This is a genomic window from Salmonella sp. 3C (genome assembly GCF_025426275.1).
Lineage (GTDB): Bacteria > Pseudomonadota > Gammaproteobacteria > Enterobacterales > Enterobacteriaceae > Salmonella > Salmonella enterica.
Genome location: NZ_CP104858.1, coordinates 1,974,701 through 1,999,175, shown reverse-complemented (window position 1 = coordinate 1,999,175; position 24,475 = coordinate 1,974,701). Strand labels below are relative to the sequence as shown.

Here is a 24,475-nt window from a genome sequence, read left to right as displayed (position 1 = left end):
GACCCGATAAGCGCAGCGTCATTAGACAAACGCCACAACATATCGCGCCTTTGCTGGTGATATGTCATGAAAAATCTCTTTATCGCCTGGTTAAGTTTATTGCTATATGGCTGCACAACCTTTCCACAAGCCGTAAAACCTACGACAGGCGGACAGCCCTACCCGACGGAAATCTATATCGTCAGTCATGGCTGGCACACGGGAATTATTGCGCCGGCCCATGATGTTAATACCGTTCTGCCACAGCTTAAAAAACGGTTCGCTCAGGAGACGCAGTGGTATGAAATCGGCTGGGGCGATAAGGGCTTTTATCAGTCACAAGAAATAACCACCGCGCTTACGCTCCAGGCCATGTTCTGGTCATCCGGCGCGGTTATGCACATCGTCGCCTTTTCCGGTAAACCAGAACGCTATTTCGCCGGTAGCGAGATAAAATCACTGCTCCTGCACACAAACCAGCGTAACAGTCTGATGCGCTATCTGGGCCGCAGCTTTGCGCGTGACGAAGAGGGTAATCTGATTCCGTTAAAACAAGGAATTTACGGCGATAGCCAGTTTTACGCCGCGAATGGCCGCTACGGCATACTCAATACCTGCAATAAATGGACAGCGAAGGGGCTGGAAAGCGCGGGACTAACTATAAATCCTTCGTTAAAACTCACGGCAGGAAGCGTAATGAAAGCGATTACGGATCACAGAATGTGTCTGAACAAATACTGTTATCCCTAGAAAACAAAAAAAGCGCCCTGCGGCGCTTTTTTTCTGGCGGTAACTTATTTGCTGCCAGGGATGCTGAAGCGCTTGTTGAAGCGCTCAACACGACCACCGGTATCAACAACACGCTGCTTACCAGTGAAGAACGGGTGGCATTTGCCGCACACGTCCAGGTTCAGGTCGTGCCCCACGGTAGAGTGGGTTTTGATAACATTACCGCAAGAACAGGTTGCAGTAATTTCTACGTAATTCGGGTGAATACCTTTTTTCATGGGGAACCTCAGTGTAAGGCCGCGTCGCTCTTCCAGCCCTAACGCCAGACACCACGCGAAGTTAATAGTAAAGGGTTTGATGCTCACAACACGCACCAAAGGCGGCGAATCATACAGAATTTGACCACCGTATGCAAACTGATCCGCGCTCCCTTATCGTAATGTGTATACTACCCGACGAAATTTCAAGTCAGGAAGATGCTATGTCCGTCGCGCACGTTGCCTTGCCCGTTCCGCTTCCCCGAACCTTTGATTACCTGCTGCCGGAAGGCGGGGTCGCCAAAGCCGGGTGCCGCGTGCGTGTGCCGTTCGGCAAGCAGCAAGAGCGCGTGGGCATTGTCGTCTCGGTTAGCGACCACAGCGAATTGCCGCTCGATGAATTAAAATCGGTCATTGACATCCTGGATAACGAACCAATCTTTTCTCCCTCCATCTGGCGCTTACTCCTCTGGGCGGCGGATTACTACCACCACCCCCTCGGCGACGTTCTGTTTCACGCTCTGCCGGTTTTACTGCGTCAGGGAAAACCAGCCAGCAACGCGCCCCTATGGTATTGGTTCGCCACCGAAGAGGGGCAAGCCGTCGACATCAACAGCCTGAAACGCTCCGCCAAACAACAACAGGCGCTGGCGGCGCTACGGCAAGGAAAGATCTGGCGCTATCAGGTAGCCGAGCTTGATTTTACTGACGCCACGCTGCAAACGCTGCGGCGTAAGGGGCTTTGTGAGCTTGCCAGTGAAGCGCCCGCGTTTACCGACTGGCGGGAGCATTATGCCATCGCAGGAGAGCGCCTGCGGCTGAATACCGAACAGGCGACAGCAGTCGGCGCAATTCACAGCGCGTCGGACGGTTTCTCCGCCTGGTTGCTGGCAGGCGTAACCGGTTCCGGCAAGACCGAAGTGTATCTGAGCGTGCTGGAAAACGTCCTCGCCCAGGGCAAACAGGCGCTGGTGATGGTGCCGGAAATCGGCCTGACGCCGCAAACGATCGCCCGTTTTCGCGAACGTTTTAACGCGCCGGTGGAAGTGCTGCATTCCGGGCTAAACGACAGCGAGCGTCTTTCGGCATGGCTGAAAGCGAAAAACGGCGAAGCGGCGATTGTCATCGGCACGCGCTCCTCGCTGTTTACGCCGTTTAAAAATCTTGGCGTGATTGTCATCGACGAAGAGCACGACAGCTCTTATAAACAGCAGGAAGGGTGGCGCTACCATGCCCGCGATTTGGCAGTGTATCGCGCCCATAGCGAGCAGATCCCGATTATTCTCGGCTCCGCCACCCCAGCCCTGGAAACGCTATGCAACGTGCGGCAGAAAAAATACCGGATGCTGCGTCTGACGCGGCGCGCAGGCAACGCCCGCCCAGCCCTGCAGCATGTGCTGGATTTAAAAGGCCAGCGTCTTCAGGCGGGACTGGCGCCCGCCCTTATCGCCCGTATGCGCCAACATCTCCAGGCCGACAATCAGGTAATTTTATTTCTTAACCGCCGGGGATTCGCGCCCGCGCTGCTTTGCCACGACTGCGGCTGGATTGCAGAGTGCCCGCGTTGCGATCACTACTACACGCTGCACCAGGCGCAGCATCATTTACGCTGTCATCACTGCGACAGCCAGCGTCCGGTACCGCGTCAGTGCCCCTCCTGCGGCTCCACACATATGTTACCGGTTGGGTTAGGGACGGAACAGCTGGAGCAGGTGCTGGCGCCCTTCTTCTCCGGCGTGCCGATCTCACGAATCGACCGTGATACCACCAGTCGTAAAGGCGCGCTGGAGCAGCATCTGGCGGAAGTTCACCGCGGCGGAGCACGCATCCTGATAGGCACACAAATGCTGGCGAAAGGCCATCACTTTCCGGATGTCACGCTGGTGGCGTTGCTGGATGTCGATGGCGCGCTTTTTTCCGCAGATTTTCGTTCGGCGGAACGCTTCGCCCAGCTCTACACTCAGGTTTCCGGCCGCGCCGGGCGCGCGGGCAAACAGGGCGAAGTGGTGCTCCAAACGCACCATCCTGAGCATCCCCTGCTGCAAACGTTACTGTATAAAGGCTATGATGCGTTTGCGGAGCAGGCGCTGGCGGAACGGCAAACGCTCCAGCTTCCGCCGTGGACCAGCCACGTCATTATTCGCGCAGAGGATCATAACAATCAGCAGGCGCCCGTCTTTCTCCAACAGTTGCGTAATCTGATTCAGGCCAGCCCGCTATCAGACGATAAGCTGTGGATCTTAGGTCCGGTTCCGGCCCTCGCGCCAAAACGCGGCGGCCGCTATCGCTGGCAAATTTTACTTCAGCATCCTTCACGGATTCGCCTGCAACACATCATCAGCGGCACGCTGGCGTTGATCAATACGCTCCCGGAAGCGCGGAAAGTTAAATGGGTTCTGGACGTCGATCCGATTGAAGGATAGTCCTCACGATGCGAGGCGGATCGTAAAATTAAAGATCCATCACACTTTTTATGAAAATTCTGTAACCGCTTCCACGCACTATCTGATAAAAATGTTTTCGATGAGTGTTACCAGGGATAGATCTGCGCCAGCAGTTCCCAGGCGAGGAGAAAGAGTGAAATCGAACAAGCAGGTTACTGCCGCTACGATGAAGGATGTTGCGTTGAAGGCGAAAGTCTCTACGGCAACCGTATCCCGCGCGTTAATGAACCCCGATAAAGTCTCCCAGTCGACCCGTAGCCGGGTTGAACAGGCCGCGCTTGAAGTGGGTTATTTCCCGCAGTCGATGGGGCGAAATGTAAAACGCAATGAATCCCGTACGATTTTGGTGATTGTCCCGGATATTTGCGATCCCTTCTTCAGTGAAATTATCCGCGGTATCGAAGTGACCGCGGCAGAACAGGGGTATCTGGTGCTGATTGGCGATTGCGCCCATCAAAACCAGAAAGAAAAAACCTTTCTTAATCTCATCATCACCAAACAGATCGACGGCATGGTACTTCTCAGTTCCCGACTGCCCTTTGACGCCAGCGTTGAGGAGCAGCGCAATTTGCCTCCGATGGTGATGTCGAATGAGTTCGCGCCGGAGCTTGAATTGCCGACGGTACATATCGATAACCTGACCGCCGCGTTCAACGCCATGAATTACCTGTTAGATTTGGGCCACAAGCGGATTGGTTGTATTGCGGGGCCGGAAGATATGCCGCTCTGTCACTATCGCTTACAAGGTTACGTACAGGCATTAAGACGCAGTGGCATTGTGGTCGATCCGCATTACATCGCCCGTGGCGACTTTACCTTTGAAGCCGGGGCAAACGCATTAAAGCAGTTGCTTGAGCAACCGTTGCCGCCTACCGCCGTCTTTTGTCATAGCGACGTAATGGCGCTGGGCGCCCTCTCCTGGGCCAAGCGCCAGGGTCTGAAAGTACCTGACGATCTGTCGATTATCGGCTTTGACAATATCGCGCTGGCCGAGTTTTGCGACCCTCCGTTGACAACCGTGGCGCAGCCGCGTTTTGACATTGGTCGCGAAGCGATGCTGCTGTTGCTCGATCAGATGCAGGGGCAAAATGTGAGCAGCGGCTCGCGTTTAATGGATTGCGAGCTGATTATTCGCGGTTCTACGCGCGCTTTACCCTAAAGTAAATAGCTTTAAGACTCACCTGTCTGGTCAAAGGCCCGCCGCTTCAGTAACATGACGGGCTGACGAACGAATAAATACAGCGAAACGATAGTGGCACAACGAGATTATGTACGTCGCGGCCAACCGGCTCCTTCGCGGCGCAAAAAGAGCACCTCACGGAACTCACGGAAGAAGCAAAGCAACATGCCTGCCGTCTCGCCGGCAATGGTCGCGATTGCGGCAGCCGTCCTTGTGACCTTTATCGGCGGTCTGTACTTCATTACTCACCATAAGAAAGAAGAGTCCGAAACGCTACAAAACCAGAAAGTCACCGGCAATGGGCTTCCGCCAAAACCGGAAGAGCGCTGGCGTTACATCAAAGAGCTGGAAAGTCGCCAGCCAGGCGTGCGTACGCCAACGGAACCGTCCGCCGGCGGTGAAGTCATGAACCCGAATCAGCTCACCAGCGAGCAGCGTCAACTTCTGGAGCAGATGCAGGCGGATATGCGTCAGCAGCCAACGCAACTTAACGAAGTGCCGTGGAACGAGCAGACGCCAGAACGACGCCAGCAAACGCTACAGCGCCAGCGTCAGGCGCAGCAGCAGCAGTGGGCTCAAACGCAGCCTGTTCAGCAACCACGTACGCAGCCGCGGGTAAACGAACAGTCGCAAACGCGCACGGTACAGTCCGCCCCGGCGCAACCCGCGCGCCAAAGTCAGCCGCCGAAGCAGACGGCCTCGCAGCAACCTTATCAGGATTTGCTGCAAACGCCGGCGCATACCAGCGCGGCAGCGCCAAAAGCCGCGCCCATTACGCGCGCGCCTGAAGCGCCGAAGGCGACAGCAGAGAAAAAAGATGAACGTCGCTGGATGGTGCAATGTGGTTCATTCAAAGGCGCCGAGCAGGCAGAAAGCGTCCGCGCTCAGCTGGCGTTTGAAGGCTTTGACTCCAAAATTACCACCAATAACGGCTGGAATCGCGTGGTTATCGGGCCGGTGAAAGGTAAAGAAAATGCCGACAGCACCATTAACCGTCTGAAGATGGCGGGCCATACAAACTGCATTCGACTCGCCACCGGGGGTTGAAACCCTCAAAATCTCCCCCATCTATACTTGCATTATGCCCCGTACGCCGTACGGGGCCGCAATTCAGCATTAGTAACCAAGGGGTCTGCTCGTGACAACAATAGTAAGCGTACGCCGTAACGGCCACGTGGTAATCGCCGGTGATGGTCAGGCCACACTGGGTAACACAGTAATGAAAGGCAACGTGAAGAAAGTCCGCCGCCTCTACAACGACAAGGTCATTGCGGGCTTTGCGGGCGGTACTGCGGATGCATTCACGCTGTTCGAGCTGTTTGAACGTAAACTGGAAATGCATCAGGGGCACCTGGTCAAAGCCGCCGTTGAACTGGCGAAAGACTGGCGTACCGACCGCATGCTACGCAAACTGGAAGCGTTGCTGGCCGTCGCGGATGAAACCGCTTCGCTCATCATCACGGGTAACGGCGATGTCGTGCAACCTGAAAACGATTTAATTGCTATCGGCTCCGGCGGTCCTTATGCCCAGGCTGCCGCTCGCGCTCTGTTGGAAAATACCGAGCTCGGCGCGCGCGAAATTGCTGAAAAGGCGTTGGATATTGCAGGCGATATCTGCATTTACACCAACCATTTCCACACCATTGAAGAATTGACCGCCAAAGCGTAAGGACCCCTCATGTCTGAAATGACCCCACGCGAAATTGTCAGCGAACTGAACAAACACATTATCGGCCAGGATAACGCAAAGCGTTCCGTGGCGATTGCATTGCGTAACCGCTGGCGTCGTATGCAGCTTGATGAAGAGCTGCGCCACGAAGTAACGCCGAAAAATATTCTGATGATTGGCCCGACCGGCGTCGGTAAAACCGAAATCGCCCGTCGTCTGGCAAAACTCGCCAACGCACCGTTCATTAAAGTCGAAGCCACCAAATTCACCGAAGTGGGCTACGTCGGGAAAGAAGTGGACTCTATCATCCGCGATCTGACCGATGCCGCTGTGAAAATGGTTCGCGTACAGGCTATCGAGAAAAACCGCTATCGTGCGGAAGAGTTGGCGGAAGAACGTATTCTCGACGTACTGATCCCACCCGCAAAAAATAACTGGGGCCAGGCCGAACAGCAGCAGGAGCCTTCTGCCGCCCGCCAAACGTTCCGCAAAAAACTGCGCGAAGGCCAGCTCGACGATAAAGAGATCGAGATTAACCTCGCCGCCGCACCGATGGGCGTAGAGATTATGGCGCCTCCGGGCATGGAAGAGATGACCAGCCAGTTGCAGTCTATGTTCCAGAACCTGGGCGGTCAGAAACAGAAACCGCGTAAGCTGAAAATTAAAGACGCGATGAAACTGTTGGTTGAAGAAGAGGCTGCTAAGCTGGTCAACCCGGAAGAGCTGAAACAGGACGCTATCGACGCGGTTGAACAGCACGGCATCGTGTTTATCGATGAAATTGACAAAATTTGTAAGCGTGGCGAAACCTCCGGCCCGGATGTTTCACGCGAAGGCGTACAGCGCGACTTACTGCCGCTGGTAGAAGGCTGCACGGTTTCGACCAAACACGGGATGGTCAAAACGGATCATATTCTGTTTATCGCCTCTGGCGCGTTCCAGGTGGCGAAGCCGTCTGATCTGATCCCGGAACTGCAGGGCCGTCTGCCGATTCGCGTTGAACTTCAGGCGCTGACCACCAGCGATTTCGAACGCATTTTGACCGAGCCAAACGCGTCCGTCACCGTGCAGTATAAAGCGCTGATGGCAACTGAAGGCGTCAATATCGAGTTCACCGATTCCGGTATTAAACGTATTGCCGAAGCCGCCTGGCAGGTTAACGAAACCACCGAAAACATCGGCGCGCGCCGTCTGCATACCGTACTGGAGCGTCTGATGGAAGAAATTTCCTATAACGCCAGCGATCTGCACGGCCAAAACATCACAATTGATGCGGAATATGTGAGCAAACATCTGGATGCGCTGGTCGCAGATGAAGATCTAAGCCGTTTTATCTTATAATCGCGTCCAATGCATTTTCATCACTGTTGATGGGGCTGAAAAGCCCCATTTTTATTGGCGCTAAATATGACTGAACAACAACAAATTAGCCGCACCCAGGCCTGGCTGGAAAGCTTACGACCCAAAACCTTACCCCTCGCCTTCGCAGCGATTATCGTCGGTACGGCCCTGGCATGGTGGCAAGGCTATTTCGATCCTCTGGTCGCGCTGCTGGCCCTTATCACCGCCGGGCTGCTGCAAATTTTATCCAACCTCGCCAACGATTATGGCGACGCTGTCAAAGGCAGCGATAAACCGGATCGCATCGGGCCGCTGCGGGGGATGCAAAAAGGCGTCATCACCCGGCAGGAGATGAAGCGGGCGTTAATCATTACCGTCGTGCTGATCTGTATCTCCGGACTGGCGCTGGTGGCGGTCGCGTGCCATACGTTAACCGATTTTATCGGCTTCCTGATTTTGGGCGGGCTGTCGATTATCGCCGCCATCACCTACACCGTGGGTAATCGGCCCTACGGCTATATCGGGCTGGGTGATATCTCTGTTCTGGTATTCTTTGGCTGGCTAAGTGTCATGGGGAGCTGGTATCTCCAGGCGCATACGCTGATTCCGGCGCTGATTCTCCCGGCCACCGCCTGCGGTTTACTGGCGACGGCAGTGCTGAATATTAATAACCTGCGCGATATTAATAGCGACAGAGAGAACGGCAAAAACACCCTTGTAGTACGACTGGGCGATGTCAACGCGCGTCGTTATCACGCCTGCCTGTTGCTAGGCGCGCTGCTCTGTCTGGCGCTGTTTAATCTGCTCTCGCTACACAGTCCGTGGGGATGGTTGTTTATTCTGGCCGCGCCCTTGCTCATTAAACAAGCGCGCTACGTAATGCGCGAAAGGGAGCCTGCGGCAATGCGCCCGATGCTTGAACGTACCGTTAAAGGCGCGTTGTTAACCAACCTGTTATTTGTGATTGGGATACTCTTAAGTCAGTGGGCCGTTTAACTGACAAATATCAATTAACAATTGATGATTTTGCCAACAGTATACTTAGCGCGATATACTAAAAATTCTCGCAGCAACTGAACGTTAAGCCTATGAAATACGATACTTCCGAGCTTTGTGACATCTATCAGGAAGATGTCAACGTCGTGGAACCGCTGTTCTCTAATTTTGGAGGGCGGTCGTCGTTTGGCGGACAAATCATCACGGTAAAATGTTTCGAGGACAACGGGTTGCTGTACGATCTGCTCGAACAAAATGGCCGTGGTCGGGTTCTGCTGGTCGATGGCGGCGGTTCTGTCCGTCGTGCATTAGTCGATGCGGAGCTGGCGCGTCTGGCCACGCAAAATGAATGGGAAGGGCTGGTTATCTATGGCGCGGTGCGTCAGGTGGACGATCTGGAAGAGCTGGATATCGGCATTCAGGCGATCGCCGCCATTCCGGTTGGCGCCGCAGGTGAAGGCATTGGGGAAAGCGATGTGCGCGTCAATTTCGGCGGCGTGACGTTCTTCTCCGGCGATCATCTCTATGCCGACAACACCGGGATTATCCTTTCCGAAGACCCGCTTGATATCGAGTGATCAAAAAAGGCGCCGTAAGGCGCCTTTTTTATGCGTTGTCGCTGATTGCCGGATGGCAGCTTACGCCTTATCCGGCCCACCGGTATCCGCATTCTAAATCCTCTATAGATTTCGCGTCAGGGCAAGGCGGCAAGTAAGTGAATCCCCAGGAGCATAGGCCACTATGTGACTGGGGTGAACGCACGCAGCCAACGCCGCCATAACGTGAAATATGACGAGGATTAGACTTCTTCCATACGACCAAGCAGCGCCTGCAAACGTTCCTGCCAGCCGCTCTGCTGTTCCTTCAGAGAATTATTTTCACGCTCGAGTTCTTCACGCTGATGCTGTGCAGACTGCACTTCCTGCGTCAGGCTGTTGTTCTTTTCTTTCAGCTCTTCAATTTCCATCTGTAACAGGGTGATGGTGTCAATCGCCTGCTGTACTTTTGCTTCCAGTTTCTCAAACACTTCTAAAGACATGATCTTACCTCTCCTGAATTGCAAGGCGACGCTTCACGTAAACGCGCACAATATATAGTGTCGATTGTATGAAGCCCCGCTCTCGCTGTCCAGCGACATACCGCGTAGATCGCGGTTTGCAGCAATTTTCATCCATCTCCTGGTAACATTCATTCAATAACTTAAAAGTGTTAACATATTGGTTAATGAAATGATTCAATTCACTCTCTTCTGCTGTCTCAAAATGCGCCTCATGGCGCGATAACGCTCATTTTATTGACGCAGTACACACATTTTGAATTCGATATTTCTCGTTTTTGCTCGTTAACGATAAATTAACAGTGTGCCTACAGGGCATCGTGGATGTCCATGACCTCCTCGCATACCAATAATCATTACATACTCTTCAGGATCCGATTATGAGTCAAACATCAACCTTAAAAGGCCAGTGCATTGCTGAATTCCTCGGTACCGGGTTGTTGATTTTTTTCGGTGTGGGTTGTGTCGCTGCGCTTAAAGTTGCCGGAGCTACTTTTGGACAGTGGGAAATCAGCGTCATCTGGGGTCTGGGAGTAGCGATGGCTATTTACCTGACGGCAGGTGTTTCTGGCGCACACCTGAACCCGGCAGTGACCATCGCACTCTGGCTATTTGCCTGTTTCGACAAACGTAAAGTTGTTCCTTTTATTATTTCTCAAGTTGCCGGCGCCTTTTGCGCAGCGGCGTTAGTTTACGGGCTTTATTACAATCTTTTTGTGGACTTCGAACAAACCCACCATATCGTCCGTGGCAGCGTTGAAAGTCTCGATCTCGCAGGCATTTTCTCAACTTACCCGAATCCTCATATCAATTTTGTGCAGGCCTTCGCGGTTGAAATGGTGATTACCGCTATTCTGATGGGGCTGATTCTGGCGCTGACCGACGACGGAAACGGCGTACCTCGCGGTCCGCTTGCGCCACTGCTCATTGGTTTACTGATCGCCGTTATCGGTGCCTCTATGGGGCCGTTGACCGGGTTTGCGATGAATCCGGCGCGTGACTTTGGCCCCAAAATGTTCGCCGGGCTTGCCGGCTGGGGTGAAATTGCGTTTACCGGCGGTAGAGACATTCCTTACTTCCTGGTGCCACTGTTTGGCCCCATCGTCGGCGCCATTCTGGGCGCGTTTGCTTATCGCAAATTTATTGGCCGTCATTTGCCGTGCGATACCTGCGTCGTGGAAGAGAAGGACTCCACCGCGACCACACAACAAAATGCTTCGCTGTAATCTGATTACGGGACAAAATTATGACTGAAAAAAAATATATCGTTGCGCTCGACCAGGGTACCACCAGCTCCCGCGCGGTCGTTATGGATCATGACGCGAATATCGTCAGCGTATCACAGCGTGAATTTGAGCAAATTTATCCTAAGCCAGGCTGGGTAGAACACGACCCGATGGAAATTTGGGCGTCCCAAAGCTCAACGCTGGTAGAAGTGCTGGCTAAGGCCGATATCAGTTCCGATCAGATTGCCGCTATCGGTATCACCAACCAACGTGAAACCGCGATCGTCTGGGAACGTGAAACCGGCAAACCGATATACAACGCTATTGTCTGGCAGTGCCGTCGTACCGCCGATATTTGCGAACAGCTTAAACGCGACGGCCTGGAAGATTACATCCGCGACAATACCGGTCTGGTCGTCGACCCGTACTTCTCTGGCACTAAAGTGAAATGGATCCTTGACCATGTGGAAGGTTCGCGCGAACGCGCGAAGCGTGGCGAGCTGCTGTTCGGTACGGTGGATACCTGGCTTATCTGGAAGATGACGCAGGGCCGCGTCCACGTTACGGATTACACCAACGCCTCACGAACCATGCTGTTCAACATCCATGATTTGGACTGGGACGATAAGATGCTGGACGTGCTGGATATCCCACGCGCGATGCTGCCCCAGGTACGTAAGTCCTCCGAAGTCTACGGCCAGACCAATATTGGCGGTAAAGGCGGTACACGTATTCCTATCGCCGGGATTGCCGGGGATCAGCAGGCCGCGCTATTCGGCCAACTGTGCGTAAAGGAAGGAATGGCAAAGAATACCTACGGCACCGGCTGCTTTATGCTGATGAACACCGGCGAGAAAGCGGTAAAATCGGAAAACGGCCTGCTGACCACCATCGCCTGCGGCCCAAGCGGCGAAGTCAACTATGCGCTGGAAGGCGCGGTGTTTATGGCGGGAGCGTCCATTCAATGGCTGCGTGATGAAATGAAGCTCATCAGCGACGCGTTCGACTCCGAATATTTCGCCACGAAAGTGAAAGATACCAACGGTGTCTACGTGGTTCCGGCCTTCACCGGTCTGGGCGCGCCGTACTGGGACCCGTATGCCCGCGGCGCCATTTTTGGCCTGACCCGCGGCGTGAACTCTAATCACATTATCCGCGCGACGCTCGAATCCATCGCTTACCAGACCCGCGACGTACTGGAAGCGATGCAGGCCGACTCCGGTATCCGCCTGCACGCTCTGCGTGTGGACGGCGGCGCAGTGGCCAACAACTTCCTGATGCAGTTCCAGTCAGATATTCTCGGCACGCGGGTGGAACGCCCGGAAGTGCGCGAAGTGACCGCGCTGGGCGCCGCCTATCTGGCTGGCCTGGCCGTCGGTTACTGGCAGAACCTGGACGAGCTGCAGGAAAAAGCCGTCATTGAGCGAGAATTCCGCCCCGGCATTGAAACCACCGAGCGTAACTACCGTTACAGCGGCTGGAAGAAAGCGGTTAAACGCGCAATGGCGTGGGAAGAGCACGACAAGTAAGGTCGCCATCCGGCAAAATCTTTGTGCGGAGGCAACTCCGCACACACATCAATTATTCCCTCCTTCCCCTGTGCTACACTGCGCGCCACTCCTTTTTGCTACGAGTTTGTTATGAGACGAGAACTTGCCATCGAATTTTCCCGTGTGACCGAAGCGGCGGCGCTGGCTGGCTACAAATGGCTGGGACGCGGCGATAAAAATACCGCGGACGGCGCGGCGGTCAACGCCATGCGTATCATGCTCAACCTGGTCAACATTGACGGCACCATCGTGATTGGCGAAGGCGAAATCGACGAAGCCCCGATGCTCTATATCGGCGAGAAAGTCGGTACCGGCCACGGCGATGCGGTAGATATCGCCGTCGATCCGATTGAGGGCACGCGCATGACGGCGATGGGTCAGGCGAACGCGCTGGCGGTGCTGGCGGTCGGCGATAAAGGCTGCTTCCTGAATGCGCCCGATATGTATATGGAAAAACTGATTGTCGGTCCGGGCGCCAAAGGGGCGATCGATCTCAATCTGCCGCTGGCGGATAACCTACGCAACATCGCGGATGCGCTGGGTAAACCGCTTGGCGATCTGACCGTGACCATTCTGGCAAAACCGCGTCATGACGAGGTCATCGCAGAGATGGCCAAACTGGGCGTACGCGTGTTTGCCATTCCTGACGGCGACGTCGCGGCCTCAATTCTGACCTGTATGCCAGATAGCGAAGTCGACGTGCTGTACGGGATTGGCGGCGCACCAGAAGGCGTGGTATCCGCAGCGGTGATCCGCGCGCTGGACGGCGATATGCAGGGTCGTCTGCTGGCGCGCCATGATGTGAAAGGCGACAGCGAAGAAAACCGCCGCATTGGCGAACAGGAACTGGCGCGCTGCAAAGCAATGGGCATTGAAGCGGGCAAGGCGTTATGCCTGGGCGACATGGCGCGTAGCGATAACGTTATTTTCTCCGCGACCGGCATCACGAAAGGCGATCTGCTGGAAGGAATTAGCCGGAAAGGCCATATTGCCACGACGGAAACGCTGCTGATCCGCGGCAAATCACGCACCATCCGCCGCATTCAGTCTATCCACTATCTTGATCGTAAAGATCCGGATGTACAGGCGCATATCCTCTAGCGCATTTGTTAGTTAGAGCCTTCCAGCCTCGCGGGGCTGGAAATCTTTCTCCTGACGAACGAAGATAAGGTTAGCGATTCAGAACAGGAGAAAACCATGGCCGATTGGGTAACAGGTAAAGTCACTAAGGTGCAAAACTGGACTGACGCACTGTTCAGCCTGACCGTTCACGCCCCCATTAATCCTTTTACTGCAGGCCAATTTACCAAACTCGGACTGGAGATCGATGGCGAGCGCGTTCAGCGCGCGTATTCCTATGTCAATGCGCCTGACAATCCGAATTTAGAGTTTTATCTGGTGACGGTGCCGCAAGGAAAGCTCAGCCCGCGGCTGGCGGCGCTAAAACCTGGCGATGAGGTGCAAGTGGTCAGCGACGCGTCGGGTTTCTTTGTACTGGATGAAGTGCCTGACTGCGAGACGCTATGGATGCTGGCGACCGGAACCGCTATTGGCCCGTATTTGTCTATTCTGCAATATGGGCAGGATGTCGCGCGCTTTAAAAATCTGGTCTTGGTCCACGCCGCACGCTTCGCCGCCGATTTAAGCTATCTGCCGCTAATGCTGGAACTGCAACAGCGTTATGAAGGCAAGCTGCGCATCCAAACGGTGGTCAGCCGGGAGAGCGTGCCAGGCTCGCTCACCGGACGCGTGCCAGCGCTCATTGAAAACGGCGAGCTGGAAAAAGCCGTTGGATTACCGATGGATAAAGAGACCAGCCACGTCATGCTGTGCGGGAACCCGCAGATGGTGCGCGATACGCAGCAACTGCTGAAAGAGACCCGACAGATGACTAAACATCTGCGCCGCCGACCGGGGCATATGACGGCTGAACATTACTGGTGATGTTTTACCGAATGGCGGCTGGGGCTTATCCGGCCTGCAAATCATCACCAATCTGTAGGCCCGGCAAGCGTCAGCGCCACCGGGCAAATTACGGTTTACCGCCCGCTACAGCTCTGCTTTAAACTTCACGTCCTGTGTCGCTTTCCCAAACTTATTTTCCCCCTGAACACCGACAAACGCGCCCAGATCGATAAGCATCATCACCAGGATCAGCGTCGGAATAAATCGCCCGACGACCCACTGCCACATCCCCGGCAGCATCGCCCAGTTTCCGGCCAGCAGCATCCACGCCAGAATCATCAGCAACGCCCACGCGCCGGAGCGTCCCCGGTCATGCAGACGTTTGACCATGACGGCGGCGGTCGGCCACAGCAGGCACACCAGGCAAAATGCCGCCGTTTGGATATCAAGCAGATTTTTCCCCGCCAGCGAAAATAGCGCCAGCATCCCGGCAAACCAGAGGCCGATCCAAATCCAGAAATCACGGCGTCCGATACGCCCTTTAAATGAGAATAACCATTGCTGTATGGTCATGTAAGTTCCTTATATTTTGCCTTCCGCTACAGTTTACCCTTTTGACAAGCCCGACAGTTATCGTTTTAATCGTGAGCAGTCCTAACGAAAGGTAAGATTGATGAAGCCAGGATGTACTCTGTTTTTACTGTTGTTTTCTGCTCTCACCGCCAGCATAACGGCGCACGCGCAGCTCTCTTCATCGACCACGACAGCGCCCTATCTGCTGGCGGGCTCGCCAACCTTTGATCTTTCTATTAGCCAGTTTCGTGAGAACTTTAACCGCCAGAATCCCGATCTGCCGCTCAATGAATTTCGCGCCATTGAGAATAGCCGCGATAAGGCGAATCTGACCCGCGCCGCCAGTAAGATTAACGAAAATCTGTATGCCTCCACGGCGTTGGAGCGCGGTACGCTCAAAGTGAAAAGTATGCAGATTACCTGGCTGCCCATTCAGGGGCCGGAACAGAAAGCGGCGAAAGCGAAAGCGCTGGAATATATGGCCGCCATTATTCGTACTGTCGCCCCGTTGCTGACAAAAGAGCAAAGCCAGAAAAAACTGCAAAAGATGCTTATCGCCGGTAAAGGTAAACACTATTACGCCGAGACAGAAGGCGCGGTACGTTATGTTGTCGCAGATAACGGCGAAAAGGGGCTGACCTTCGCGGTTGAACCGATTAAGCTGGCGTTATCTGAAAATCTGGAAGGGGCGAATTGATGACAAAAAGCAAAGCCTTTCCGGGGATGAATCTCTATACTGTTTCACAGACCATGCTGCTCTGACGAGCGGCCATCTTCCTTAATTCGCTGACTAAGCGTGGAGAAATGAAATGCGACATCCTTTAGTGATGGGTAACTGGAAACTGAACGGCAGCCGCCACATGGTAAACGAACTGGTGGCTAACCTGCGTAAAGAACTGGCGGGCGTAGCAGGCTGCGACGTGGCAATCGCTCCGCCGGAAATGTATATCGATCTGGCGAAACGCGCTGCTGCCGGCAGCCACATCATGCTGGGCGCGCAGAACGTTGATCTGAATCTGTCTGGCGCATTCACCGGTGAAACTTCGGCTGAAATGCTGAAAGATATCGGCGCGCAGTACATTATTATCGGCCACTCCGAGCGTCGTACTTATCACAAAGAATCTGACGAACTGATCGCCAAAAAATTCGCCGTACTGAAAGAACAAGGTCTGACGCCGGTACTGTGCATCGGTGAAACCGAAGCGGAAAACGAAGCGGGCAAAACAGAAGAAGTATGCGCACGCCAGATCGACGCGGTACTGAAAACGCAGGGCGCGGCAGCCTTTGAAGGCGCGGTTATCGCTTACGAACCCGTATGGGCGATCGGTACCGGTAAATCTGCAACGCCTGCGCAGGCGCAGGCAGTGCACAAATTCATCCGTGACCACATTGCTAAAGCTGACGCGAAAATCGCTGAACAGGTCATTATCCAGTACGGCGGTTCTGTTAATGCCTCCAACGCAGCCGAACTGTTCGCGCAGCCGGACATCGACGGCGCGCTGGTAGGCGGCGCTTCTCTGAAAGCTGACGCCTTCGCCGTGATCGTGAAAGCAGCAGAAGCTGCTAAACAGGCTTAATTGCCAATCTATGTCTGATGGCGCTGCGCTTATCAGGCCTACCAGCCGAGTGCTTATGTAGGCCTGATAAGGTAAAGCCGCCATCCGGCATTTATGCTGTGGAGGGTAAGAAAGTAGTATCCCCGGCAACCTTAAACATCGCCCTCCAGCTCCGCGTATTCTCAACCAGCCGATCATCACGAAATAACGCACTACCAGAAACAACACGATTGATGCCCTGTGCAATCAGCGAAGGCAACTGATCCTGCGTTAACGACCCATCAATAACGATAATTTTACCTTCGCGTTTATCACCAAGTAGACAGAGAAGCTGCGCCACGCGCTCGTGCAAATCACTGGAGCGCATTTTACTGCCGTATCCAGGGTTCACTGCCAGTAGTTGAATAACCTCAACGTCGCTCAGAATGGGGATAATGACATCCAGAGGCGTTGCCGGGCATAAACTAATCCCCCGGATCACCGGCATTTCACCGCCAATAACGGGCACGGTCTGCTGACCAAGCCAGCTTAGCGTATGATGCAGATGAATATCGCCTTCTGCCTGAAGCGTGATGCAGTGTGCGCCCGCCTTCACGCAGGCTTGCGCCGCCGTCCATTGGTCCGCTACCATCAAATGAACATCTTTGATAAAAGTTTGCGGCAGTTGCCCAACTGCCCATGGCCCAACGGTAAACTGCGGGCAAAATTGACCATCCATCAAATCCAAATGCAACAGCGGCTGGTTTAACGCTTCCAACTGTTGCAGATAGCGATGCAACGCAATCCACTGCCCTGCCAGAATACCCACACTAAGCGGATATGACGCTAACAATGCCACACATGCTTCGCGCGTTAATCCGGCAAACTGGCTGTTCATGAGCACTCCTTAAGGCATCAAACCCATAAAAACTTTTTTTGTCCGCGGACCGGTCATCAACGGTTCAAGCTGCTCCACGCAAGTTTTATAGTGTGGCGTTGTCTTGTGAAAAGCGACGGCCTGTTCATCAACGTAGGCTTCATAAATATAAAATCGCGTAGGCACCTGCGGATCCTGCAGAACATCAAAACGCAAGTTACCCGGCTCTTTAATTGAGCCCAGATGATTCTGCCGAAAAACATCGATAAATTGTTCAACCTTGTCATCATGAACGTTAATTTCAACCAGCGTAACATGCATCATTACCCCCCTGATTATTCCAAATAAAATAACAGTCATCCCCATCTCCTCGCATCGGTAAAAGATGGGGAAGCGATCTCATTTAACCTTTCTCACTCAAAAACAGCTCATAAGCACGCTCTGCTGTTTCGTTATGATGAACGACAGCATGTACCGCTTTAATCATGGCTACCGGATCTTCTGACTGGAATATATTACGCCCCATATCTACGCCAGAAGCCCCCTGGTCAATCGCCTGATAGCACATTTCCAATGCTTCACGTTCAGGCAGTTTTTTACCGCCGGCGATGACAATCGGCACCGGACAACCTGCCGCAATACGCTCAAAACCTTTATCGACATAATACGTTTTGATAATTTGCGCCCCCATTTCCGCAGCGATACGCGTTGCCAGTGAAAAATAACGCTGGTCGCGAGCCATATCTTTACCCACTCCGGTCACTGCCATTATTGGCATCCCGACGCGTAACCCGGCATCAATCAGTTGAATAATATTTTTAATCGACTGATGTTCATGCTCACTACCAATATAAACCTGTGCGGCAGCAGCACAGCTATTCAACCGCACAGCGTCATCCATCGCCACCGCAACCGCCTCATTGCTTAATTCAGTGAGAATAGAATTCGCCCCGGACGCACGTAAAACGACTGGTTTATTGATTGCCGGAGGTACCACACTGCGTAATATGCCGCGAGTACACATTAAGACATCAGCATATTCAAAGAGCGGCGCAATATTAATATCAATACGCTCAAGTCCGGTTGTCGGCCCCTGGAAATATCCATGGTCAAAGGCCAGCATGACCGTTTTTCTGGTTTTGGGGTTAAAAATCCTCGCCAGTCTGGACTGCATTCCCCAATCCAGCGCGCCACAGCCTTTTAATGCGAACAAAGTGTTAGTTTGTGGTTTATCGGTGTGAAAATCTTTGCCATCTTTAATATCATCTAAATCAGCCATTCTTTACTCCGTCGATACATAACAGTTATCAGAAATCATATTTGTCGATATTGTCTTTGTTGAAAATGACACGCTCCGGCAATAACACAATGCCGTTACCTTTTGCCTCATAGTGATATCCCTGCTCACTATTAGGTGAAACGGTGACTTTGCCGATGCCGGGAATATCCAGTGAGTCACCGACATTCATTGGCATATTTTTCAGCAACGCGTTGGCGACATATACGGAAATTTTTCCCTGTTGGACGACATCCCACAGGCCAAACTCTTTAACAGTGCCGCGCTGAACATAAGGGCGCATCACATTCGGCGTACTAAAACCAACAATCGCGAGATTATTACGTTTAAGGTTCTCCGCCGCCTGTGCCGCAGCAGGTAAAGCGTTAGCGTCAGGCGCGATGATGGCATCCAGATCGGGATACGCTTTGATGATACCTTCCGCCGTCTGGAGCGATTTCGTGGCATCGTTATAGCCAAACTGGGTAGTGACTATCTCCCACCCCGGATGTTCCTGGCTAATTTTGGCTTTAGCTTCTTTTACCCACTGGTTCTGGTCGGTCACCGTTGGACTGGAATAGAAGAAAGCGACTTTCGCTTTCTCTTTGTCCACCTGATGAGCGACCATCTCTACCAGCATGCTGCCGAGCTGTTTTGGCGTCCCTTGATTGATATAGTAAGAACGGCACTCCGGCTTGGTATCGGAATCCCAGGTTAATATTTTCACGCCTCTTTGCATTGCCCGCTTCAACGCCGGGCACAGGCCATCAGGCGAAACGGCAGAAACGATAATGGCGTCATACCCCTGATTGACAAAGTTATTCACCAGTTGAACCTGGCCTGAGACGCTGGGCTCTGTAGGGCCATCGTAAGTTACGTCAATGCCCAGCGCTTTTCCCGCTTCCTGCGCGCCATTGCCGCCGCTGGTAAAAAAGCCCACGCCAACCAGTTTGGGAATAAAAGCAATCCGCTCTGCCGCCTGTACGGTCATTACCGCAGATGTCAGACCAAACGCAGTGAGTAAGGCGATCATTTTAATGCTGTGTCTTGCCATTTTTTTCTCCATAAATTTCAAAAGGAAATCATGCCTGATGCGCATTGCGACGGCGTGAGTACCATTCAAGGATTTGGTGACGATGCAAACTGACGGAACGACCAACGACAACAACAATGAGAAGCGCACCGGACAATGCGCTGGAAATTTGATTCGGCACTCCGGCCATCTGTAGCCCCTGCTGTAAAAATCCCACCAGCAGCGCCGCCAACGCGGACCCCATAATCGACCCGGAGCCGCCATAAATATTGGCGCCTCCCAGCACAACCGCCGTAATGGCCGGCATCAGGAAAGAGGCGCCCAGATCCGAACGTGCGGAGCCAAAGTAAGAAACCAGTAATACGGCGGCGATAGCGGAGGCGCATCCGGTCATGGCATACACGGTATACAACGTGCGATTCACCGGGATCGCGCTGTACTGCGCGACACGGGCGCTCTGGCCAATCAGGAAAACGTTGCGTCCCATATGCGTGCGATGCATGAGCAGCCAGAAAAACAGACAGCACACAAGAAAAAAAATAAGCGGCATGGGAATACCAAGAAATGAAATATTGGCAAAATCAGTGAACGCTGTGGGAAATCCACCAATACCTTCATAACCTGTGGCGCCAGCCATACCAGATAACAATAATGCGCTACCACCAAATAAATACATGGTTCCCAGGGTAATCACCAACGGGTTTACGCCGGTATAAATAATAAGTCCGGCATTTATCAGCCCACATATTGCGCCGAGTAGTAGGGTAATAATAATCGCTAAAGGTAGCGGCATACCGAGCTGAAACAGCACACCTAGGGTAATCGCGCATAGCCCGATTGTAGAACCAAATGAAATATCCATACCACCGCTGACAATAACCATTGTTAGCGGCAAAGCGACAATACCGATACAAATAAAATCGCTAGTGCTAAAAAGTAAGACATTAATATCTAATAAACGTGGATTAATCACACCGAAAGCCAGAATTTCAAAGATCAATAAGGCTGCCAGCGCAATTTCCCAGCTATAGCGTCGCCATGGATTCATCATGCCACCTCTTTGTTTTTATTCTGTTGTGCGTGCGTTTTTGCTTCCGTCTGTAGTGGAGTGGGTGGTGATATAAAACGGGCATATTTCTGGCGGCGCAGATTGCGTTGTAATGCGCAACGCAGCCGCCCATCGAATACCAGTACGCCCAACAATACCAGGCCAGCAATAAAATCGTTCCACCAGGCGGGGATGCGCAGCAGCACTAACACACTATCGATTTGCGTAAGAAAATAAGCGCCGAGAATAGCGCCGATGACCGTGCCTGACCCGCCTAACAGGCTAATTCCCCCCAATACGCAGGCCGCGATGGCTTTCATTTCCAGCCCCGTGCCGGTTTGATTGGGAATGAAGCCAATCTGCGAGGCAAACACGATTCCAGCCAATGCCGCCATACCGCCATTAAGTGAAAATGCCATGATGCGTACCATCTCGGTACGGACACCCAATTGCCGGGCGCCCTGCAGGTTATCGCCGGTGGCGTAAAAATTGCGGCCAAAGGCGGTTTTCGCCAGGAGCCAGGCCATAAGCAGCGCTAACACCAGGGTAAACCAGCCGATTGCGGAAATTCCCAGAAACACCGGAGCAGAGAGTTGCTTTAAGCCTGCGGGTAATCCTTCAATCCATTTCCCCCCTGTCCATAGCAGCATGATCCCACGATACAAGCCCAGCGTTCCCAGCGTGGCGACAATGGCGGGTATCTTCAACCAGGCAACCAGTACGCCATTAAAAAATCCGGCGACAATTCCTAATATTAGTGTGGCCAGGCAGGCGACCGGCAGGCTATAGCCGGCGTTTAACATCACTCCCAGCAATACCGCGCACATGCCTGTCGTCGAGCCCACCGATACATCAATATTGCGGGTGAGCATTACCATCGTCGCGCCAATCGCCAACAGCATCAAAATTTGCGCGCTACTGAAAACCATTGTCAGCGTTTGCACGCTCAAATACTGGCTATCCAGCGCGCCAGGAAACACGAATAAACAGACTATTGCCAGCAGTGCCGTCGCTTCCCGGTTATTTTGGATGAATTTCAACATGTTGCCTCCGACGCACCATGTTCGCCAAACGCAACGTGCATGATGGTATCAACGTTAATTTCCTCGCCGCATAACGCAGGCCCCCCCAGTTCCCCCTGGTGCATGACATATACGCGATCGGCCATCTGCTCTATCTCTTCCAGATCGGAGGAAATAAACAGCACCGCGACATTTTGTTGCGCGATACTGCGCAACAGCTGATAAATATCGCTGCGGGCGGAGACATCGACACCGCGGGTCGGTTCATCGACAATCAGTAATTGCGGAGAGGCTTCCAGGCATTTGGCAATCAATACTTTTTGCTGGTTACCGCCGGATAAAGTACGCGCCGCCTGTTCGGCATTATTGAGTTTGATATTTAACGCGCGGTGGTAACGTTCAAGGGTGGCGTTATCCCGCTGGGGCTTTATCCAAAATCCTTTTTGGTTGTGGGTCAGCGAACAGACATTCCATGCCAGGGAAGCGTCAAGATACAGCCCGGATGACTGCCGATCTTCCGGCAAATAGACCAGGCCGAGCTGCAACCGCTGTTGGGTTGTCAGGGCGTTAATTTCTTCGCCATTGAACAGCATCCGCCCCGCATTGACCGGTCTAATACCGTACAGCGTTTCAGCCAGTTCTGTGCGTCCCGCGCCGACCAACCCGGCCAGACCAAGGATTTCGCCTGCCCGCACCTCAAGGTTGATATTCATAAAACCTTCGCCCGTCAGTGACTCCAGCGCTAATACCGTCGCACCACGTTCGTTCTGCGGGCGGCTGCCAGGCAATTCCAGCCACAACTTTTGATTCGCGGAAAGACTGACGCCCTGCGTTGCCGGGGTGATAGCTTGAATAATCTCGTCGGTAGAAAGGTCATGCGTTTTTCCGAATAATGCGATTTTACCGTCACGCATCACGCTAACGCAGTGAGCTAACTGTCTAATTTCTGGTAGCTTATGAGAAATAAATACAATTCCGACACCCTTTTTCAGCAACTCTTGCAGACGCGTAAATAACCGGTCAGTTTCGGCTGGCGTTAACGACGCCGTGGGCTCATCAAGAATTAAGATTCGCGAGTCGCGCATCAAGCCGCGCATAATTTCAACGATCTGGCGGTCTGCAACATCAAGCGTACCCGCAGCGCTCGCCGGATCGAGTTGGCATCCCATCGCCTTTAATAGCTGCTGCATTTTTTCCGTGGAGGCCTGACGTCCCTGCAAGCCAAACAAGATATTTTCCCGCACAGATAAACTCGGAAATAACAGAGGCTCCTGGGGAACCAGGTAAATGCCATACTGGTGCGCCTTCAGAGGCGTTAAATGACTGCAACGCACACCAGCAATATCGATAGTCCCTCCATCTGGCGGGACTATACCGGCAATAATCTTCATTAATGTTGATTTACCCGCACCATTGCCGCCAAGCAATGCGTGCACCTCTCCCGCATGCAGAGTAAAGTCAATTCCCTTTAGTACTTCGACGCCGGAATAACTTTTATAAATGTTCTGCACACAAATCAGAGGGGATGCAGTATTGTGACTGATTTGCATGTTGCCTCCGCTCCCTCAATGTTGACTGACGGGACTGAACAAATGTTTTTTGAAAAAGAAATTGTTCAAAACGGTAGTAGTTATTTGGTTAAAAAACTCTCATCCAGATCACGTTTTATGAATAAATGAATTTTTAGATGATAAATGTTCAGATTTGGCGCGTTTTTGTGGCGTTAATCACGGTTATTTCGGAGTGATAACTGAACAATTGTGTTAATGATTTAGAAATGTTCAAAGTAAAAGCCAGGTTATGACAATGAGCGATAATACGTTGGTATCTGATTATGGAATGTGCGAAGAAGAGCAGGTGGCGCGTATTGCCTGGTTCTACTATCACGATGGATTGACGCAGAGTGAAATCAGCGAGCGTCTGGGGCTAACCCGGCTAAAGGTTTCTCGTCTGCTGGAGAAAGGGCATCAGTCCGGTATTATTCGCGTACAAATCAACTCCCGCTTTGAAGGGTGTCTTGAGTATGAAAATGCCTTGCGCAACCACTTCGCATTGCAGAATATCCGCGTGCTGCCGGCATTACCCGATGCCGATATTGGTCTGCGCTTAGGAATCGGCGCCGCCCATATGTTGATGGAGTCTCTGCGGCCACAGCAACTGCTGGCCGTCGGCTTTGGCGAAGCCACGATGACCACATTAAAACGCCTCAGCGGATTTATCTCGGCGCAACAAACCCGACTGGTCACGTTATCCGGCGGCGTGGGGCCGTATATGACCGGAATAGGCCAGCTTGATGCCGCTTGTAGCGTAAGTATTATGCCCGCGCCGCTGCGCGCATCATCGCAGGAAATTGCCTGCACGCTGCGCAATGAAAATAGCGTGCGGGATGTGATGCTCACAGCGCAAGCTGCCGATGCCGCCATCGTGGGGATTGGGGCAATTAACCAGAAAGATCAAGCCAGTATCTTAAAATCCGGTTATATCACTCAGGGTGAACAACTCATGATTGGCCGCAAAGGCGCAGTAGGCGATATTCTGGGCTATTTTTTTGATGCTCATGGCGAAATTATTCCAGACATCAAAATCCATAACGAATTAATTGGCCTGAAGTTAAATTCACTTTCCACGATCCCAACCGTGATTGGCGTCGCCGGCGGCGAACAAAAAGCAGAAGCTATTATTGCCGCTATGCGCGGTAACTATATCAATGCGCTGGTTACCGATCAGAAAACCGCAGGGAAAATAATTCAACTTATTGAAAAATAACAAATAAAATAA

Annotated in this window: 25 protein-coding genes; 15 read left to right on the top strand and 10 right to left on the bottom strand. The window is 52.8% G+C overall.

Annotation, left to right across the window (positions count from 1 at the left end):
* Positions 1–66 precede the first annotated feature (66 nt).
* Positions 67–729, top strand: a complete 663-nt coding sequence (locus N7E69_RS09550; protein WP_000792803.1) for a TIGR02117 family protein — start codon at positions 67–69, stop codon at positions 727–729.
* Between the two features lie 44 nt (positions 730–773).
* Here N7E69_RS09550 and rpmE read toward each other — a convergent pair whose 3' ends face one another.
* Positions 774–986 carry a 50S ribosomal protein L31 gene (gene rpmE, locus N7E69_RS09545; RefSeq protein ID WP_000715284.1) on the bottom strand — a complete coding sequence of 71 codons (213 nt, stop codon included), beginning with the start codon at positions 984–986 and terminating at the stop codon, positions 774–776.
* 203 nt (positions 987–1,189) lie between these two features.
* Between rpmE and priA the strand changes: the two genes are divergently transcribed.
* The 7 genes from priA (at position 1,190) to rraA (ending at position 9,173) form a co-directional block, all read left to right on the top strand.
* Positions 1,190–3,388 carry a primosomal protein N' gene (gene priA / locus N7E69_RS09540; protein ID WP_000109384.1) on the top strand — a complete coding sequence of 733 codons (2,199 nt, stop codon included), beginning with the start codon at positions 1,190–1,192 and terminating at the stop codon, positions 3,386–3,388.
* Positions 3,389–3,542: 154 nt separating this feature from the next.
* Complete coding sequence (cytR, locus tag N7E69_RS09535; RefSeq protein WP_000841337.1) at positions 3,543–4,568, top strand: DNA-binding transcriptional regulator CytR; 1,026 nt, start codon at positions 3,543–3,545, stop codon at positions 4,566–4,568.
* Positions 4,569–4,661: 93 nt separating this feature from the next.
* Positions 4,662–5,636 carry a cell division protein FtsN gene (gene ftsN, locus N7E69_RS09530; protein ID WP_000068816.1) on the top strand — a complete coding sequence of 325 codons (975 nt, stop codon included), beginning with the start codon at positions 4,662–4,664 and terminating at the stop codon, positions 5,634–5,636.
* Between the two features lie 91 nt (positions 5,637–5,727).
* A complete protein-coding gene (gene hslV, locus N7E69_RS09525) occupies positions 5,728–6,258 on the top strand; it encodes an ATP-dependent protease subunit HslV (RefSeq protein ID WP_000208240.1) in 531 nt (176 codons plus the stop codon).
* A 9-nt stretch (positions 6,259–6,267) separates the two neighbouring features.
* The gene (hslU, locus tag N7E69_RS09520; protein WP_001293360.1) at positions 6,268–7,599 is read left to right on the top strand and encodes an HslU--HslV peptidase ATPase subunit; all 1,332 of its coding nucleotides are present in this window, start codon (positions 6,268–6,270) and stop codon (positions 7,597–7,599) included.
* A 66-nt stretch (positions 7,600–7,665) separates the two neighbouring features.
* Entirely contained in the window at positions 7,666–8,595 is a 930-nt protein-coding gene (gene menA / locus N7E69_RS09515; protein WP_000139637.1) for a 1,4-dihydroxy-2-naphthoate polyprenyltransferase, read from the top strand.
* A gap of 92 nt (positions 8,596–8,687) precedes the next feature.
* Positions 8,688–9,173, top strand: a complete 486-nt coding sequence (gene rraA, locus N7E69_RS09510) for a ribonuclease E activity regulator RraA (protein WP_000872918.1) — start codon at positions 8,688–8,690, stop codon at positions 9,171–9,173.
* 221 nt (positions 9,174–9,394) lie between these two features.
* On the opposite strand, the gene zapB is transcribed toward rraA, so the two are convergent.
* Complete coding sequence (gene zapB / locus N7E69_RS09505) at positions 9,395–9,634, bottom strand: septal ring assembly protein ZapB (RefSeq protein ID WP_000051370.1); 240 nt, start codon at positions 9,632–9,634, stop codon at positions 9,395–9,397.
* A gap of 398 nt (positions 9,635–10,032) precedes the next feature.
* Between zapB and N7E69_RS09500 the strand changes: the two genes are divergently transcribed.
* From N7E69_RS09500 to fpr, 4 genes are all read left to right on the top strand, one after another.
* A complete protein-coding gene (locus N7E69_RS09500) occupies positions 10,033–10,878 on the top strand; it encodes an MIP/aquaporin family protein (RefSeq protein ID WP_000084285.1) in 846 nt (281 codons plus the stop codon).
* 20 nt (positions 10,879–10,898) lie between these two features.
* On the top strand, positions 10,899–12,407 hold the full coding sequence (gene glpK, locus N7E69_RS09495; RefSeq protein ID WP_000136809.1) for a glycerol kinase GlpK: 1,509 nt from the start codon (positions 10,899–10,901) through the stop codon (positions 12,405–12,407).
* Positions 12,408–12,518: 111 nt separating this feature from the next.
* Positions 12,519–13,529, top strand: coding sequence for a class II fructose-bisphosphatase (gene glpX / locus N7E69_RS09490; protein ID WP_001250616.1), 1,011 nt, complete (start codon positions 12,519–12,521; stop codon positions 13,527–13,529).
* A 96-nt stretch (positions 13,530–13,625) separates the two neighbouring features.
* Entirely contained in the window at positions 13,626–14,372 is a 747-nt protein-coding gene (gene fpr / locus N7E69_RS09485; protein ID WP_000796303.1) for a ferredoxin--NADP(+) reductase, read from the top strand.
* 105 nt (positions 14,373–14,477) lie between these two features.
* Here the strand turns inward: fpr and N7E69_RS09480 are convergent, their stop codons facing one another.
* Positions 14,478–14,906, bottom strand: coding sequence for a DUF805 domain-containing protein (locus tag N7E69_RS09480; RefSeq protein ID WP_000155231.1), 429 nt, complete (start codon positions 14,904–14,906; stop codon positions 14,478–14,480).
* Positions 14,907–15,006: 100 nt separating this feature from the next.
* On the opposite strand from N7E69_RS09480, the gene N7E69_RS09475 reads away from it, so the two are divergent.
* Both N7E69_RS09475 and tpiA read left to right on the top strand, forming a co-directional pair.
* Positions 15,007–15,603: a YiiQ family protein gene (locus tag N7E69_RS09475; RefSeq protein ID WP_000802241.1), complete on the top strand. Its 597-nt coding sequence runs from the start codon at positions 15,007–15,009 to the stop codon at positions 15,601–15,603.
* A gap of 112 nt (positions 15,604–15,715) precedes the next feature.
* Positions 15,716–16,483, top strand: a complete 768-nt coding sequence (tpiA, locus tag N7E69_RS09470) for a triose-phosphate isomerase (protein ID WP_001216335.1) — start codon at positions 15,716–15,718, stop codon at positions 16,481–16,483.
* Positions 16,484–16,574: 91 nt separating this feature from the next.
* On the opposite strand, the gene N7E69_RS09465 is transcribed toward tpiA, so the two are convergent.
* From N7E69_RS09465 to lsrA, 7 genes are all read right to left on the bottom strand, one after another.
* Positions 16,575–17,339 carry an epimerase gene (locus N7E69_RS09465; RefSeq protein WP_001088050.1) on the bottom strand — a complete coding sequence of 255 codons (765 nt, stop codon included), beginning with the start codon at positions 17,337–17,339 and terminating at the stop codon, positions 16,575–16,577.
* 9 nt (positions 17,340–17,348) lie between these two features.
* Positions 17,349–17,639, bottom strand: coding sequence for a (4S)-4-hydroxy-5-phosphonooxypentane-2,3-dione isomerase (gene lsrG / locus N7E69_RS09460; RefSeq protein WP_001543603.1), 291 nt, complete (start codon positions 17,637–17,639; stop codon positions 17,349–17,351).
* Positions 17,640–17,721: 82 nt separating this feature from the next.
* Complete coding sequence (gene lsrF, locus N7E69_RS09455) at positions 17,722–18,597, bottom strand: 3-hydroxy-5-phosphonooxypentane-2,4-dione thiolase (protein WP_000774146.1); 876 nt, start codon at positions 18,595–18,597, stop codon at positions 17,722–17,724.
* Positions 18,598–18,625: 28 nt separating this feature from the next.
* On the bottom strand, positions 18,626–19,648 hold the full coding sequence (gene lsrB / locus N7E69_RS09450; RefSeq protein WP_000090743.1) for an autoinducer 2 ABC transporter substrate-binding protein LsrB: 1,023 nt from the start codon (positions 19,646–19,648) through the stop codon (positions 18,626–18,628).
* Between the two features lie 28 nt (positions 19,649–19,676).
* Positions 19,677–20,678 (bottom strand): autoinducer 2 ABC transporter permease LsrD, encoded by a 1,002-nt coding sequence (gene lsrD, locus N7E69_RS09445; RefSeq protein ID WP_000981831.1) that lies wholly within the window; start codon positions 20,676–20,678, stop codon positions 19,677–19,679.
* Positions 20,675–21,718, bottom strand: a complete 1,044-nt coding sequence (gene lsrC, locus N7E69_RS09440) for an autoinducer 2 ABC transporter permease LsrC (RefSeq protein ID WP_000911134.1) — start codon at positions 21,716–21,718, stop codon at positions 20,675–20,677. Before lsrC ends, lsrD begins: the two co-directional genes overlap by 4 nt.
* A complete protein-coding gene (gene lsrA, locus N7E69_RS09435) occupies positions 21,712–23,247 on the bottom strand; it encodes an autoinducer 2 ABC transporter ATP-binding protein LsrA (protein WP_001167248.1) in 1,536 nt (511 codons plus the stop codon). Before lsrA ends, lsrC begins: the two co-directional genes overlap by 7 nt.
* Positions 23,248–23,503: 256 nt before the next feature.
* Between lsrA and lsrR the strand changes: the two genes are divergently transcribed.
* Positions 23,504–24,463 (top strand): transcriptional regulator LsrR, encoded by a 960-nt coding sequence (gene lsrR / locus N7E69_RS09430; RefSeq protein ID WP_261743242.1) that lies wholly within the window; start codon positions 23,504–23,506, stop codon positions 24,461–24,463.
* Positions 24,464–24,475 lie beyond the last annotated feature (12 nt).

What these genes read in the sequence shown, in the direction of transcription:
- lsrR (WP_261743242.1), top strand. Translation starts at nt 23,504, where the DNA reads ATGAGCGATAATACGTTGGTATCTGATTATGGAATGTGCGAAGAAGAG.
- lsrB (WP_000090743.1), bottom strand. Translation starts at nt 19,648, where the DNA reads ATGGCAAGACACAGCATTAAAATGATCGCCTTACTCACTGCGTTTGGT.
- N7E69_RS09480 (WP_000155231.1), bottom strand. Translation starts at nt 14,906, where the DNA reads ATGACCATACAGCAATGGTTATTCTCATTTAAAGGGCGTATCGGACGC.
- hslU (WP_001293360.1), top strand. Translation starts at nt 6,268, where the DNA reads ATGTCTGAAATGACCCCACGCGAAATTGTCAGCGAACTGAACAAACAC.
- zapB (WP_000051370.1), bottom strand. Translation starts at nt 9,634, where the DNA reads ATGTCTTTAGAAGTGTTTGAGAAACTGGAAGCAAAAGTACAGCAGGCG.
- glpK (WP_000136809.1), top strand. Translation starts at nt 10,899, where the DNA reads ATGACTGAAAAAAAATATATCGTTGCGCTCGACCAGGGTACCACCAGC.
- N7E69_RS09465 (WP_001088050.1), bottom strand. Translation starts at nt 17,339, where the DNA reads ATGAACAGCCAGTTTGCCGGATTAACGCGCGAAGCATGTGTGGCATTG.
- N7E69_RS09475 (WP_000802241.1), top strand. Translation starts at nt 15,007, where the DNA reads ATGAAGCCAGGATGTACTCTGTTTTTACTGTTGTTTTCTGCTCTCACC.
- menA (WP_000139637.1), top strand. Translation starts at nt 7,666, where the DNA reads ATGACTGAACAACAACAAATTAGCCGCACCCAGGCCTGGCTGGAAAGC.
- lsrG (WP_001543603.1), bottom strand. Translation starts at nt 17,639, where the DNA reads ATGCATGTTACGCTGGTTGAAATTAACGTTCATGATGACAAGGTTGAA.
- lsrF (WP_000774146.1), bottom strand. Translation starts at nt 18,597, where the DNA reads ATGGCTGATTTAGATGATATTAAAGATGGCAAAGATTTTCACACCGAT.
- N7E69_RS09500 (WP_000084285.1), top strand. Translation starts at nt 10,033, where the DNA reads ATGAGTCAAACATCAACCTTAAAAGGCCAGTGCATTGCTGAATTCCTC.
- tpiA (WP_001216335.1), top strand. Translation starts at nt 15,716, where the DNA reads ATGCGACATCCTTTAGTGATGGGTAACTGGAAACTGAACGGCAGCCGC.
- lsrC (WP_000911134.1), bottom strand. Translation starts at nt 21,718, where the DNA reads ATGTTGAAATTCATCCAAAATAACCGGGAAGCGACGGCACTGCTGGCA.
- rpmE (WP_000715284.1), bottom strand. Translation starts at nt 986, where the DNA reads ATGAAAAAAGGTATTCACCCGAATTACGTAGAAATTACTGCAACCTGT.
- glpX (WP_001250616.1), top strand. Translation starts at nt 12,519, where the DNA reads ATGAGACGAGAACTTGCCATCGAATTTTCCCGTGTGACCGAAGCGGCG.
- priA (WP_000109384.1), top strand. Translation starts at nt 1,190, where the DNA reads ATGTCCGTCGCGCACGTTGCCTTGCCCGTTCCGCTTCCCCGAACCTTT.
- fpr (WP_000796303.1), top strand. Translation starts at nt 13,626, where the DNA reads ATGGCCGATTGGGTAACAGGTAAAGTCACTAAGGTGCAAAACTGGACT.
- lsrD (WP_000981831.1), bottom strand. Translation starts at nt 20,678, where the DNA reads ATGATGAATCCATGGCGACGCTATAGCTGGGAAATTGCGCTGGCAGCC.
- lsrA (WP_001167248.1), bottom strand. Translation starts at nt 23,247, where the DNA reads ATGCAAATCAGTCACAATACTGCATCCCCTCTGATTTGTGTGCAGAAC.
- N7E69_RS09550 (WP_000792803.1), top strand. Translation starts at nt 67, where the DNA reads ATGAAAAATCTCTTTATCGCCTGGTTAAGTTTATTGCTATATGGCTGC.
- rraA (WP_000872918.1), top strand. Translation starts at nt 8,688, where the DNA reads ATGAAATACGATACTTCCGAGCTTTGTGACATCTATCAGGAAGATGTC.